General features: G+C 65.3%; 12 protein-coding genes. 6 read left to right on the plus strand and 6 right to left on the minus strand.

Translation table 11 applies throughout. From position 1 onward, the window contains the following. Positions 1-141: 141 nt before the first annotated feature. Positions 142-900, minus strand: coding sequence for an SDR family NAD(P)-dependent oxidoreductase (locus DNX69_RS03155; RefSeq protein ID WP_013503496.1), 759 nt, complete (start codon positions 898-900; stop codon positions 142-144). Between the two features lie 460 nt (positions 901-1,360). Further along, positions 1,361-2,026, minus strand: a complete 666-nt coding sequence (locus DNX69_RS03160) for a TetR family transcriptional regulator (protein ID WP_425327290.1) — start codon at positions 2,024-2,026, stop codon at positions 1,361-1,363. 142 nt (positions 2,027-2,168) lie between these two features. On the opposite strand from DNX69_RS03160, the gene DNX69_RS03165 reads away from it, so the two are divergent. The 4 genes from DNX69_RS03165 (at position 2,169) to DNX69_RS03180 (ending at position 8,001) form a co-directional block, all read left to right on the plus strand. Next, a complete protein-coding gene (locus DNX69_RS03165) occupies positions 2,169-3,344 on the plus strand; it encodes an acetyl-CoA C-acetyltransferase (protein WP_110784557.1) in 1,176 nt (391 codons plus the stop codon). A gap of 222 nt (positions 3,345-3,566) precedes the next feature. Then, positions 3,567-5,120, plus strand: coding sequence for an acyl-CoA synthetase (locus DNX69_RS03170; RefSeq protein ID WP_110784558.1), 1,554 nt, complete (start codon positions 3,567-3,569; stop codon positions 5,118-5,120). A 120-nt stretch (positions 5,121-5,240) separates the two neighbouring features. Further along, positions 5,241-6,095: a hypothetical protein gene (locus DNX69_RS03175; RefSeq protein ID WP_110784559.1), complete on the plus strand. Its 855-nt coding sequence runs from the start codon at positions 5,241-5,243 to the stop codon at positions 6,093-6,095. Between the two features lie 433 nt (positions 6,096-6,528). Further along, on the plus strand, positions 6,529-8,001 hold the full coding sequence (locus DNX69_RS03180) for an amidase (protein ID WP_110784560.1): 1,473 nt from the start codon (positions 6,529-6,531) through the stop codon (positions 7,999-8,001). 130 nt (positions 8,002-8,131) lie between these two features. Here the strand turns inward: DNX69_RS03180 and DNX69_RS03190 are convergent, their stop codons facing one another. Beyond that, the gene (locus DNX69_RS03190; RefSeq protein ID WP_110784561.1) at positions 8,132-9,919 is read right to left on the minus strand and encodes an acyl-CoA dehydrogenase family protein; all 1,788 of its coding nucleotides are present in this window, start codon (positions 9,917-9,919) and stop codon (positions 8,132-8,134) included. Positions 9,920-10,062: 143 nt separating this feature from the next. Here DNX69_RS03190 and DNX69_RS03195 point away from each other — a divergent pair, with 143 nt between their 5' ends. Beyond that, complete coding sequence (locus DNX69_RS03195; protein WP_110784562.1) at positions 10,063-10,806, plus strand: sulfite exporter TauE/SafE family protein; 744 nt, start codon at positions 10,063-10,065, stop codon at positions 10,804-10,806. Positions 10,807-10,817: 11 nt separating this feature from the next. Here the strand turns inward: DNX69_RS03195 and DNX69_RS03200 are convergent, their stop codons facing one another. Continuing rightward, on the minus strand, positions 10,818-11,024 hold the full coding sequence (locus tag DNX69_RS03200) for a DUF1127 domain-containing protein (protein ID WP_110784563.1): 207 nt from the start codon (positions 11,022-11,024) through the stop codon (positions 10,818-10,820). A 245-nt stretch (positions 11,025-11,269) separates the two neighbouring features. Here DNX69_RS03200 and DNX69_RS03205 point away from each other — a divergent pair, with 245 nt between their 5' ends. Next, positions 11,270-11,767, plus strand: a complete 498-nt coding sequence (locus DNX69_RS03205; protein ID WP_425327285.1) for a CinA family protein — start codon at positions 11,270-11,272, stop codon at positions 11,765-11,767. A 66-nt stretch (positions 11,768-11,833) separates the two neighbouring features. Here the strand turns inward: DNX69_RS03205 and DNX69_RS26515 are convergent, their stop codons facing one another. Further along, complete coding sequence (locus DNX69_RS26515; RefSeq protein ID WP_234826848.1) at positions 11,834-12,043, minus strand: PepSY domain-containing protein; 210 nt, start codon at positions 12,041-12,043, stop codon at positions 11,834-11,836. Positions 12,044-12,400: 357 nt separating this feature from the next. After that, positions 12,401-13,036, minus strand: coding sequence for a pyridoxamine 5'-phosphate oxidase family protein (locus DNX69_RS03215; RefSeq protein ID WP_110784565.1), 636 nt, complete (start codon positions 13,034-13,036; stop codon positions 12,401-12,403). Between the last annotated feature and the right edge of the window lie 6 nt (positions 13,037-13,042).

Here is a 13,042-nt window from a genome sequence, read left to right on the forward strand (position 1 = left end):
CCTCCGAAATCCAGGGAGAGAACCAATCGTGCGTATTTCGAATTCCGCCGCGCGAGAGATCGTCAGTCTGTCACGAACTACACGCGGCGAAGATCGACGATCTCACCCTCTCCCGAAACGGAAAGGGTGAGAAGTGCGCGTTTAGCGCGGCGCCATGCGGATGGCGCCGTCGAGGCGGATGGTCTCACCGTTCAGCATCGGGTTCTCGACGATCTGCACCGCGAGCGAAGCGTATTCCGACGGATCGCCGAGGCGGGCCGGATGCGGCACCTGGGCACCGAGGCTCTTGCGGGCGTCTTCCGACAGACCCATCAGCAGCGGGGTGAGGAACAGGCCCGGCGCGATGGTCATGACGCGGATGTTCATCGAGGCGAGGTCGCGCGCCACCGGCAGGGTCATGCCGACGATGCCGCCCTTCGAGGCCGAGTAAGCGGCCTGGCCGATCTGGCCGTCGAACGCCGCAACCGATGCGGTGTTGATGCACACGCCGCGCTCTTCGCCGATGGTCGGCGCGCTCTGCATCCGCTCGGCGACGAGCCGGATGCAGTTGAAGCTGCCGATCAGGTTGACGTTGATGATGCGCGAGAAGTGGTCGAGCGGATAGGCGCCGTTCTTGCTGACGGTCTTGACCGCGCCGCCGATGCCGGCGCAGTTCACCAGCACGCGGACGATGCCGTGCGCGGCTTCAGCCTTGGCGATCGCCTCCTTGACCGGAGCTTCCTGCGACACGTCGCCGACGCAGGCAACGCCGCCGATCTCGGCCGCGACCTTCTCGGCATTGTCCTTGTTCATGTCGAGCACGGCAACCTTGGCGCCCTTGGCGGCCATCGCCCGCGCGGTCGCGGCGCCGAGCCCCGAACCACCGCCGGTGATGAGAACGGAGACGTCTTTCAACTGCATTGGATATCCCTTTCCTTGGGCGCTTTCTTGAAGCCTTGTCTCGAACGCCACCGACTGCCGCTCTCGTGAGCGACCGAACCGATGGCGTCCCGGTATGGTTATTGCGCTGTTGGTCCGGGCCTTCAACGGGCCCCTTGGGCGTTTCCCCGATCATAGCGTCCGACAAAAGGTCGCGACATGGGCCGCGGCCGATCCGGTTCGAGGTCTCTCCTTGGGTAGCGTTTCGTTGCGCTCGCGTTCCGACAGATTGCTTGGGCGTTTCCTGGCGTTTTCTTGTTATTGAGACACAAACAATGTCCCGGGGGTGCCTGAAGCTCCATTCCGCCTACCTTCTGACGGGCAGGTTCCGTGAACTGATCCTTGGGCGTTATTGTTGTTTTTCGGATTTCCTTGGCTTGTCCCGGGTCGTAATTGAAAGGTCTCTGGAGTCTGGGTGGGGTGGTTTCTTCTTTTTGTTAGCTCATGATCCTGCGACGGAGGGCCGACGCGCCTTGGTCGTCAGCAATCCGCCGAGAATGACTTTTTCGATATGGGCGATGTAGGCGCGGCAGACCTCGTCGGTCACCGGCCCAACCCCGGCAGCACGCATCATCGTCTGCCGGCCGAAGAACAGATGATCGCAGGCGCCGATCAGCGTGGTGTAGAACAGCACCGGATCGACGTTCTGAAAATCCCCGGAGGCAACGCCTTCGGCGATCAGCCGACGATGGAAGTCGAGCAGCGGCCCGACGAAGAATTTGGTGACCTCATCGGCGGTGTCGGGGTTCTGCCCGTGCAGCAGATAGTGGATCAGCCGGTTGAGGTAGGGAAACTGGTGATAAGCCTTGATGATGCCGGCGATGTGCAGCTTCATCTTGGTGGTCGGCGACAACGGCTGCGCCAGCAGGAATTCGAGATGGGTCATCTCGTTGGCCGCGTCGCGCTCGAGCAGCGCCAGCAGCAGGCCATCCTTGTTGCCGAAATGATACTTCACCAGCGCCGCGTTGACGCCCGACTTCTGCGCGATGTCGGCCAGCGAGATCTCGACCGAGTTGCGCTCGATCATCAATTCGCCCGCAGCAACCAACAGCTTCTCGGCGGTCGCGCTTTTCGCCGCCGATGCCCTGGGAGCCGTTGACTGGTTCAAATGCACTGCCATCGTCATCGCACTTACAGCATCGTTTGACATGGCTCAAGCGTTAATTGATCGATTGACTAAAACCCTCCCCACCACTTAAATCGCCGCGACCCAAGACCAATACTCAACAACCATTACAGGGAGAGAACACATGGCAGAGGCCTATATCGTCGCCGCCGCCCGCACTGCCGGCGGCCGCAAGGGAGGCCGTCTGGCCGGCTGGCATCCGGTCGATCTCGCCGCCTCCGTGATCAATGCGCTGGTCGACCGCTCGGGCGCCGCGCCGGATCAAATCGAAGACGTGATCATGGGCTGCGTCGGCCAGGGTGGCGAGCAGGCCGTCAATGTCGGCCGCAACGCGGTGCTGGCCTCGAAGCTGCCGGAGAGCGTGCCGGGCACCTCGGTCGACCGGCAGTGCGGCTCGTCGCAGCAAGCGCTGCATTTCGCCGCACAGGCGGTGATGGCCGGCACCATGGACATCGTGATCGCCGCCGGCGTCGAATCGATGACCCGCGTGCCGATGGGCTCACCGAGCATCCTCGCCGCCAAGGCCGGGCTCGGCAACTACAAGAGCCCGAAGATGGAAGAACGCTACCCGAACATCCAGTTCAGCCAGTTCGTCGGCGCCGAGATGGTGGCCAACAAGTACAATCTGTCGAAGGACGAGCTCGACGAATTCGCCTTCCAGAGCCACCAGCGCGCGATCGCGGCGACGCAAGCCGGCAAGTTCAAGGACGAGATCATTCCGCTCGAGATCACCCGCGCCGACGGCTCGACCGACATCCACCACATCGACGAAGGCATCCGCTTCGACGCCACGCTCGACGGCATCAAGGGCGTCAAGCTGATCAACGAGAATGGCGGCAAGCTGACCGCCGCGACCGCCAGCCAGATCTGCGACGGCGCCTCCGGCGTCATGGTGGTCAACGAGAAGGGCCTGAAGCAGCTCGGCGTGCAGCCGCTGGCGCGCGTCCACCACATGACGATGCGCGGCGGCGATCCGGTGATCATGCTCGAAGCGCCGCTGCCGGCGACCGAATACGCGCTGAAGAAGGCCGGGATGAAGATCGACGACATCGATCTGTTCGAAGTCAACGAAGCGTTCGCGTCGATCCCGACCGCGTGGCTGAAGGCGACCGGCGCCGATCCGGCCCGGCTCAACGTCAACGGCGGCGCGATCGCGCTCGGCCACCCGCTCGGCGGCTCCGGCACCAAGCTGATGACCACGCTGATCCACGCGCTGAAGCAGAACAATAAGCGCTACGGCCTGCAGACGATGTGCGAAGGCGGCGGCATGGCCAACGTCACCATCGTCGAGCGGCTGTAAGGCCCAACTCGGACGCCTGGGCGGCGCCCGAGTTGCACCCCGTCCCTGATCCGTAGCGCCTAACCATCGTCAGTCGCCGAAACTAGAGACTTTCGCCGTCATTGCGAGCTAAGCGAAGCAATCCAGCCCCTTGCCCCGGACTCCTGGATTGCTTCGTCGCTTCGCTCCTCGCAATGACGAAACAGAGCGGAAACAATCCGCCGCATCCCCTAAGGAAACGCCATGACGCATCCGTCGATTCACGCCCGCTCTACGCCCGACAAAGTCGCCTACCGGATGGCATCGACCGGCCAGGCCCTCACCTATCGGCAGCTCGACGAGCGCTCCAATCAGGGCGCGCATCTGTTCCGGTCGCTCGGGCTGAAGGCCGGCGATCACGTCGCGCTGCTGATGGAGAATCGGCTTGATTTCATGGAGATCTGCTGGGCGGCGCAGCGCTCGGGCCTTTATTACACCGCGGTCAGCCGCTATCTGACCAAGGACGAGATCGGCTACATCGTGCAGGACTGCGGCGCCAAGGTGGTGATCACTTCGGCCCAGGGCAGCGAGACGATGAAGTCGCTGCTGTCGGACGCCCCTAGCGCGCCGCTGTATTACATGGTCGATCAGCCGATCGCCGGCTTCCGCTCGTGGCAGCAGGAAACTGCCGCACAGCCGACCACGCCGATCGCCGACGAGGTCGCCGGTTACGACATGCTGTATTCCTCCGGCACCACCGGCCGCCCGAAGGGCATCAAGCGCGAATTCGAAGGCAACGCCATCGACGTGCCGAGCCCGTTCCTGCGCCTGTTGTGCGAAAAGATGTGCGGCATGAATGCGAACAGTATCTATCTGTCGCCGGCGCCGCTGTATCACGCAGCTCCGCTGCGCTTCAACATGATGGCGACCACGCTCGGCGGCACCTCGATCATCATGGAGCATTTCGACGCCGAGCAGTTCCTGGCGTTGGTCGAGAAGTACAAGGTGACGCAGTCGCAGCTGGTGCCGACGATGTTCGTGCGGATGCTGAAGCTGCCCGAGGAGGTCCGCAGCCGCTACGACGTGTCGTCGCTGAAGGGCGCGATCCACGCCGCCGCGCCCTGCCCGGTCGACGTCAAGGCCAAGATGATCGAGTGGTGGGGGCCGATCCTGATCGAGTACTACGCCGGTTCCGAAGGCAACGGCGTCACGGTTTCGACCTCGCAGCAATGGCTGAGCCATCGCGGCACGGTCGGCAAGGCTGTGGTCGGCACCATCAAGATCCTCGACGACGAGGGCGAGGAGCTGCCGGTCGGGGAAGTCGGCACGGTGTATTTCGCCGACGCGCCGTCGTTCAGCTATCACAACGATCCGGACAAGACCAAGAAGGCCTACAACGACAAGGGCTGGTCGACGCTCGGCGACGTCGGCTATCTCGACGACGAGGGCTTCCTGTATCTCACCGACCGCAAGAGCTACATGATCATCTCCGGCGGCGTGAATATCTACCCGCAGGAGACCGAGGACGTGCTGCTGACTCACCCGGACGTCGCCGACGTCGCGGTGTTCGGCGTGCCGAACCCCGAGATGGGTGAAGAGGTCAAAGCGGTGGTGCAGCTCCGCGACGGTGCGGCTCCGAGCAGCGAGCGCGCGGCCGAGCTGATCGCGTTCTGCCGCGAGCGGCTGTCGCCGATCAAGTGCCCGCGCTCGGTCGATTTCGAGGCCGAGCTGCCGCGCACCCCGACCGGCAAGCTGGTCAAGCGGCATCTGAAGGATCGCTACTGGCCGGCGCAGCAGAAGGCCGCAGCGACCGCCTGAGCGGTCCCGCAACGATCCTCCATCCTCGCCGCCCCGGCGGCGGGGATGTCGCCTCTGGCCCATAGCCGAAGGCCAAGAACGACTCCGCTCCGTCGTCGTGCCGCGCTATGCTGGCGGGCAATGCGGCTTCGTCGTGATCCGATATCGCCCTCTCCCTCTGCCCACCGTGCCGGCGCCGCCGTCTCGGTGTTGGCCCATGTCGGGCTGGTCGGCGCGGTGTTGCTGTTCGCCGAGGTGCATCCGTTTGCCGAGGTGCCGGAGCAGCGCATCGAGGTCGAGGTGGTGACGGCCGACGAAGCGCCACCGGTGCCCGAGCAGGAGCCCGCACCGAAGCCGGACGAACAGCCGACGCCGAATTTCGAGGTGTCGCAGACACCGGCCGAACAGCCCAAGCCGGAGCAACAGGCTGCCGCCGCCAAACAACAGCCGGCCGCAGCCGAGACCAAGCCGCCCGCTCCCGCTCCGCAGCCCCCGCCGCAACAGACCGCCCAAGCTCCGGCGCCTCCGCAACAACCGCCCGCCCCACAACAACAGCCGCCGCAGGCAACCGCGCCTGCGCCGTTCCCGCCGGCGATTCCGCAGGAGCCGGACATCACCGTGAAGTACTCGGTGGCGCTCGGCCTGCCGGCCGAGGGCGGCGGCTTCGACGCGCCGGCCGAGACCGTCGCCAATATCAGCGCCGAAGCGGTGGCAGCGCTGCGCAAACGGCTGAAAGCCTGCGCCGCGCTGCCGGCGGGGCTGTCGCGCTCCGACAACGTCAAGATCGTGATCCGGGTCGGGCTGACGCCGGAGGGCCGCCTCGCCCAGGAGCCGTTCCTGATCGAGGCCAGCGCCTCGGCCAAGGGGCCGGCGCTGATGAAGGGCGCCATTGCCGCGCTCGAAGCCTGCCAGCCCTACACCATGCTGCCGGCCGACAAATACCGGGAGTGGCGGGTGCTCGACATCGGCTTTACGCCGCAGGATTTCGGTGGCTGAAACCGTCGCTCCGCCGGCCGATTTCGACCAGCCGACATAAAGAAAGCTCCGGAACCGCCGGAGCTTTAAGTCAAGGGAGACTCGGTCCGCCACAGCGCCGACGCTCGTCGGCTGGCGGGAATTCATCCTGTCGTGATCGCTGCGCCTCGTCCGCGGCGATCACTGCGCTGGTCTCGGCCAGCCGATCGACTCCGCAGATCATCGAACGCGGACCACAGAGGCTCGGCAGGCACCACCCATACGAGTATCGAATAGGTTATTCGTGCAATGATCTTTGACGTAGGTCAAGAATATCTCGTTTCACGGAAATAGCTGCGGCGATTGCCCGTGCATCACAGCAATGCGGCGGCAAAGCGCTACCGCATGCCCGAGAACCGACTAAGCTCGCGCGCGCACCCACCCCCGCCCCCGCCCGTACTCGGAGTCAGCCAACTTGCCCGCCTCGTCCTGGAGCTTCGCGACCGTCACCGACCTCACCAAAGCCCTCACCGCCAAACAAGTCTCCGCCGTCGAGCTCGTGCAGGACGCGATCGGGCGGATCGAGCGCCACGACGACAAGATCAACGCGGTTTGCGTGCGCGACTTCGATCGCGCACTGCAAAGCGCCCGTGCCGCCGATCAGGCGCTGGCGCGCGGCGAGCAGCAGCCGCTGCTCGGGATTCCGATGACCGTGAAGGAGAGCTTCAACGTCGCCGGCCTGCCGACCACCTGGGGCTTCGTCGATCAGAAAGACTTCGTGGCGGAGCACGACGCGCTGGCGATCGAGCGCGTCAAGGCCGCCGGCGGCGTGATCGTCGGCAAGACCAACGTGCCGGTCGCGCTCTCCGACTGGCAGAGCTACAACGAGATCTACGGCACCACCAACAATCCGTTCGATCTGTCGCGCACGCCCGGCGGCTCGTCCGGCGGCTCCTCGGCCGCGCTCGCCGCCGGTTACGGTGCGCTGTCGCTCGGCTCGGACATCGGCGGCTCGCTGCGGGTGCCGGCGTTCCATTGCGGCGTCTACGCCCACAAGCCGACCTTCGCGCTGTGCCCGGCGCGCGGCCACACTCCGCCCGGCCTGCCACCGCTGCCGTCCAACCGCGACCTGTCGGTGATCGGGCCGATGGCGCGCTCGGCGTCGGACCTGGCGCTGCTGCTCGACGTCATCGCCGGCCCGGACCCGACCTTCGACGGCATCGCCTACAGGCTCGACCTGCCGGCGCCGCGCCACACCGCGCTGAAGGATTATCGCGTGCTGCTGCTCGACCAGCATCCGCTGCTGCCGACCGGCAAAGCGGTGGGCGGCGCGCTGGAGACGCTGGCTGCGAACCTCGCCAAAGCCGGCGTCAGCGTCACCCGCTCCTCGCCGCTGCTCCCCGACCTCGCCGAGACCACGCGGGTGTATATGCGGATGCTGCTGTCGTTCCTCGCCGCCGGCTTCGCCCCGGACCTCTACGCGGGCGCGCAGGCGATGGCGGCCGGGCTCGACGCCAAGGACGACAGCCTCGCCGCCGAGCGGCTGCGCGGCATCGTGCTCAGCCACCGCGATTGGTTGATTGCAGATTCGCGCCGCACCGGGCTGCGGGCGCAGTGGCACGTACTGTTCCAATCGTTCGATGCGGTGATCTGCCCGGTGATGCCGACGCCGGCCTACGTGCAAGACCATTCGGAGCCGCAGGAAGACCGCCGCATCGACATCGACGGCCAATCGCATCCTTACGTCGACCAGCTCGTCTGGCCCGGCATCGCCACCCTGCCCGGCCTGCCGTCGACCGCGATCCCGTTGGGACTGTCGGACGACGGCCTGCCGGTCGGCGTGCAGATCGTCGGCCCGTGGCTGGAAGACCGCACCCCGCTGAAGCTGGCCGAACTGATCGAACGCGAATTCGGCGGCTTCACCCCGCCAAAGGCGTTCATCGATTAGTTAGGGACGAACGTCACAACAACCCTCGTCATTGCGAGCGAAGCGAAGCAATCCAGAGCTCCGAGCACAGCGCTGGATTGCTTCGTCGCTTCGCTCCTCGCAATGACGGGAAGATTTGAGACCTCGCACACTACGCCGTCAGTAGCGGCGCGATCTCCTCCATGGGGGCGACGCGGTCGCCGAGCAGGTGATCGGCGATCGCGAGTTCGAGCTTGCCGTCCTGCGGGGCGAACGGATCGGGCTGATACAGCCGATGCTCGACGGCGAGCCGCGACAGCAACACGCGGCGAGCGTCGCCGCGCGTCGCTTCGATCTTCGCGCCTTCCCAGGCGAACACCACCGCGCTGGCGACGTGATACAGCGCGCTCGTGGCGCGGCGGGCATCGGCTTCGTTGCCCGAGCCGCGCGCGACCTCGCGAGCAAACTCGATCGACTTGTCGATCAGCCCGCGCAGCCGGTCGCGCCAGACTTGCGGCACGCGCGCCGCATCGTCGAGCCGGGCATGCAGATCGGCGGCGAGCGCCGACTCCGCGCCGTGCCGACCGATCGCGCGCTTGAGCGCATCGATCGCCACGATGTTGCCGGTGCCTTCCCAGATCGAGCCGAGATGGGCGTCACGCAGCAGCCGCGCGGTCGCGAACTCCTCGACATAACCGATGCCGCCGCGCATCTCGAGCGCGTCGCCGCAGACTTTGCGGGCGTCGCGGGTCGCACGGAATTTCAGCGTCGGGGTGAGGATGCGCAGCAGCGCCGCGGCGTCCTGGCTGCCGCCCTCGGCGCGGTCGAGCGCGTCGGCTGTGAGGAAGCTGATCGACATTCCCTGCTCGGTCGGCAGCAGGATCTTCATCAGTTGCCGCCGCGCCAGCGGCAAATCGATGATGCGGCTGCCGAACACCACGCGGTTTTTCGCCACCGTGATCGCATCGTGCCAGGCACGGCGCATCAAGGCGGTCGACTTGACGCCGTTCGACAGCCGCGACGAGTTCACCATCTCGGCCATCTGCACGAAGCCGCGGTCGAGCTTGCCGACGGCGTAAGCGATCGCGCCTTCGAGCTTGATCTCGCCCGACGCCATCGAGCGGGTGCCGAGCTTGTCCTTCAGCCGGACGATCCGGTAGTGATTGGGCGTGCCATCGTCGAGCACGCGGGGCATCAGGAACAGCCCGACGCCGCGGGTACCCGGACCTGCGCCCTCGGGGCGCGCCAGCAGCATCACCACCTTGGCGTCGGCGTTGGAGCAGAACCACTTCTCGCCATACAGGCGCCAGTGATCGCCGTCCGGCACCGCCACCGACGTCAGCGTGCCGACGTCGGAGCCGCCTTCCTTCTCGGTCATGAACTGACCGCCTTGGGTCAGCTTGCTCATGTCGGTCTGGGTCAGACCGTCGAGATACTTCGCCTTCAGGTCGTCGCTGCCGAATTTCGACAGCAGCTTGGCGCAGCCGTCGGTGACGTTGATCGGGCAGCCCATGCCGAATTCGGTCTCGTTGAATAAAAGCGTAAAGGCGTGCTTCGCCGTCACCGGATAGGTTTCCGGCCAGCCCATGATGCCCTTGCGGTGCGACAGCGCGTGGATCCCGAAGGTGCCGAACGCGGCGTTCTCGAGCTCGCGATATGCCGGGTGATACTCGATCGATTGCGCATCGCTGCCGAAGCGGTCGCGCTGATGCAGGATCGGCGTGTGGCGGTCGGCGAGCCGCGCGCAGTCGTCGAGACGGCCGCCGGCCAACGCGCCGAGCGCATCGAGATGTGGCTCGATGTGATCGACCAGCTTGTTCGGCAGATGGATGCGGAGCAGATCGGCGAGCGACGGATCGGCGCGATAGAAATTGATGCCGGTGGTGTCGGGCGCGATCAGATTCGCGGCGTTGCCGGGCTTGGACGCGGGCGCGGCGGCTTGTTTGTTTCCTGCCAGCATGTGCAACTCTTGTTTGGTTCTTTTGGGCCTGTCAGATGCTATAAGCCCGAACCACAGCCTGCACAAAGCTGCCCGCCACCACAATCATCCAAGGACGCGCGACGAGTTCCGCCCGGCGGAATTGCGCAGCCGCATCGACGCCGATGGAACTAACTGCCCTCATGGTCCTGATCGCCGGCGCGCTGTGCGGCGGCTTCGTCTCCGGCCTGTCGGGCTTCGGCATGGCGCTGGTGTCGCTGGGGTTCTGGCTCTACGTATTCCCGCCGACGCTCTCGGTGCCGCTGGTGCTGCTGTGCTCGATGGCCTCGCAGGCCTCGACGATGCGGATGGTGTGGCAGCACATCGACTTCAAACTGGTGACGCCGTTCCTGATCGGTGGGCTCGCCGGGGTGATCCCTGGCAGCATGCTGGTGGCGTATGCGGACCCTTGGGGCTTCAAGCTGTTCGTCGGCCTGTTCCTGCTGATCTTCCCGCCGGCGCTGTATTTCACCCCGCCGATGGCGCTGACGTTCGGCGGGCGCTGGATGGACGGCGTGATCGGCTGGATCGGCGGCGTGATGGGCGGCTTCGCCGGACTGTCGGGGCCGCCGCCGATCCTGTGGGCGAGCATCCGCGGCTGGGACAAGCACCAGCGCCGCGGCGTGTTTCAGGCGTTCAACTCGACCGTGCTGGTCGCCGCACTGATCCTGCAGGCGGTGCACGGGCTGGTGACTTGGCAGGTGGTCCATGCGGCGCTGTTCGCGCTGCCCGCCATCCTGATCGGGGCCTGGCTCGGGGCGCGGACCTACCATGCGCTCAGCGATCGCTCGTTCCGCAACGTGGTGCTGGCGCTGCTGTTTCTATCCGGCGCGAGCCTGGTGTGGAGCAGCCTCGCCGCGCTGCGCTGAGCCGCCGCCGATCAGGCGCGCCAGAACGGCTTGGCCACTTCTTGGATCATGTCGCCGCGCGACAGGCCGAGATCGCGTAGTTCGCGCGCCGAGAACCCGGCGAGGTCGATGCGCCCGCTCCGCCGCATGCGCCACAGCGCGAGCGTCGCGCGGAGCCGCGCCCACGGGCCCCTCTTCCGGTGACGATCGATCGCCGCGCCGGCTGTGCACGTCGACATCGCTGCTTTCCCGAATAAGTCGTGACGACGCGAAGTATCCGACGCAGCGATGCTCGGCCACAAACGACATTTCCGCCGGGATCGCTGAGATAATCTCACGCACCGCACCGGCTAGGCGACGCCGCAAGATCAGCTTGCCGGAAGCCCGGCGGTTCTATCTCGTAAGCGCGAGGCGAGCTTCGATTCGCCGATGATCCGAACGGTCCCGCACCGGCTGCCGGCGACCGCCAACACGGGACGATGCGATGATCAATGAGTTGCTGCCGCTGGCGGAGAAGGTCGCGATCCGGCTGATCGCACAGAAGCAGACCATCGCGGTGGCGGAATCCTCGACCGGCGGATTGATCTCGGCGGCGCTGCTCGCGGTCCCCGGCGCGTCGGCGTATTTCCTCGGCTCGGCGGTGGTCTATACCCGGCAGGCGCGTCGGGTGCTGATGGACATTCCCGATGCCGAGATGAAGGTGGAGGGCGTCCGTTCGTCCTCGGAGCCTTATGCCGAGCTGCTGGCGAAGCAGATCCGCTCGCGGCTCGGCGCCGATTGGGCGCTGTCGGAGACCGGCGCGGCCGGCCCGTCCGGCAATCGCTATGGCGATGCTGCCGGCCACACCTGCATCGCGGTGGCCGGGCCGAACCAGGCGGTGATGACGCTGGAGACCGCCAGCGACGACCGGCTAGACAACATGCACATGTTCGCCTCGACCGCGCTGTCGTTTTTGCTGCGAATGATGACACCGATCGGGTGACGCAAGCTCGAAGCCGGCCGATTTAAATCCGTGATGTTCCTCGTCATTGACCCGCACGGGACGGCCTCACTCCCAGGGCTCGCCGATAAGGGCTGCGCTTCGCCCGGCATTCGCTCGAAGCTGCGGCCGCCGCACGAGCCAAAGGTAGACTCCCGTTCCAAGAACGATGATCGCAATGACATCAAGAGCCGCCCAAACGATCTTCAAGGGAAGTCCGCCATAATCGCCAAAGTGCAGCGGCTTCGATAGTTCCGGTAACCGAAGATACCATGGCATCGACAGCAGCCGCTCGAGCCGTCCGTCTCTCGCGTTGACGAGTATCGGCTGAAACAATTTTGCCGTGAGTGGCGACTTCAAAACTGTACCGGGAGTATCTTTGACGAAAGGACTGAACCGCCCCGGGTTTACCGAACGAATAATGGAGACAAAGAGCTCAGACGTCTCTCCGTCGATGCTCTTGGGATAGCGGAATATCCTGCTTCAACTTGCTGATAGAGAGTTTTCGGTTTTGGCGACGGCAGACGCCGGCGGACGGTTGGTCACAGCGATGCCCCGCCGGGCAGTTGCCGGCGTCGTCTCGTAATCGAACGACGCGCCGGCGCGTTTCCCGCCAGAACGTTGACGTCGTCATCCTCAGTAAAGCCTGGTACGGTAAGCTTCTTCCATCGCCTTCTCGGCATCTGCAACCTCGATGGCAGCGGTCTGTTCGGCAATGATCCGGCCAAGCGTCGGAAAGCTGTTTCGCTCGACCTGTGTGGCCGGATTCCACAGCTTCGAGCGCATGAGAGCCTTGCCGCAGTGGAAATAAGTTTCCTCGACACGGATCTTGAGCCCAATCACGGGGACAACGTCCTGCACCGCCAGCGGCGTCAGCAGTTCCGCATCCTGCGATATCTCGGCGCGGCCGTTAACCCGCAGGGTCTCGTTGATACCCGGCACAAGGAAAATTAGGCCGATTCCGGGCGAGGCGATGATGTTGCCGAACGTATCGACGCGGTTATTGCCGCGCCGGTCGGGGATCAACAGCGTCTTGTCGTCGAGCACGGCGACGAAGCCGGGGGCATCGCCCCGTGGGCTTGCGTCGGCATGGCCGTTACCATCGTTGGTCGCAAGAACGAGGAACGGCGACAGCGCGATGAAGTCCCGGCAAAACTTGTCGAGATGGTTGAGAACCTTTTTCTCCGCGAGCGGGCTCAACTGCCCGAAATGCGCGCGAAGATCGTCCTGCGACTTGATCGACGGCTTCCCGCCTGCACCCTGGCTGTCCATTTACGA

The organism is Rhodopseudomonas palustris (genome assembly GCF_003226555.1).
In the GTDB taxonomy this organism is placed as follows: Bacteria; Pseudomonadota; Alphaproteobacteria; order Rhizobiales; family Xanthobacteraceae; genus Rhodopseudomonas; species Rhodopseudomonas palustris_I.

What these genes read in the sequence shown, in the direction of transcription:
- DNX69_RS03155 (WP_013503496.1), bottom strand. Translation starts at nt 900, where the DNA reads ATGCAGTTGAAAGACGTCTCCGTTCTCATCACCGGCGGTGGTTCGGGG.
- DNX69_RS03165 (WP_110784557.1), top strand. Translation starts at nt 2,169, where the DNA reads ATGGCAGAGGCCTATATCGTCGCCGCCGCCCGCACTGCCGGCGGCCGC.
- DNX69_RS03170 (WP_110784558.1), top strand. Translation starts at nt 3,567, where the DNA reads ATGACGCATCCGTCGATTCACGCCCGCTCTACGCCCGACAAAGTCGCC.
- DNX69_RS03175 (WP_110784559.1), top strand. Translation starts at nt 5,241, where the DNA reads ATGCGGCTTCGTCGTGATCCGATATCGCCCTCTCCCTCTGCCCACCGT.
- DNX69_RS03190 (WP_110784561.1), bottom strand. Translation starts at nt 9,919, where the DNA reads ATGCTGGCAGGAAACAAACAAGCCGCCGCGCCCGCGTCCAAGCCCGGC.
- DNX69_RS03195 (WP_110784562.1), top strand. Translation starts at nt 10,063, where the DNA reads ATGGAACTAACTGCCCTCATGGTCCTGATCGCCGGCGCGCTGTGCGGC.
- DNX69_RS03200 (WP_110784563.1), bottom strand. Translation starts at nt 11,024, where the DNA reads ATGTCGACGTGCACAGCCGGCGCGGCGATCGATCGTCACCGGAAGAGG.
- DNX69_RS03205 (WP_425327285.1), top strand. Translation starts at nt 11,270, where the DNA reads ATGATCAATGAGTTGCTGCCGCTGGCGGAGAAGGTCGCGATCCGGCTG.
- DNX69_RS26515 (WP_234826848.1), bottom strand. Translation starts at nt 12,043, where the DNA reads ATGCCATGGTATCTTCGGTTACCGGAACTATCGAAGCCGCTGCACTTT.
- DNX69_RS03215 (WP_110784565.1), bottom strand. Translation starts at nt 13,036, where the DNA reads ATGGACAGCCAGGGTGCAGGCGGGAAGCCGTCGATCAAGTCGCAGGAC.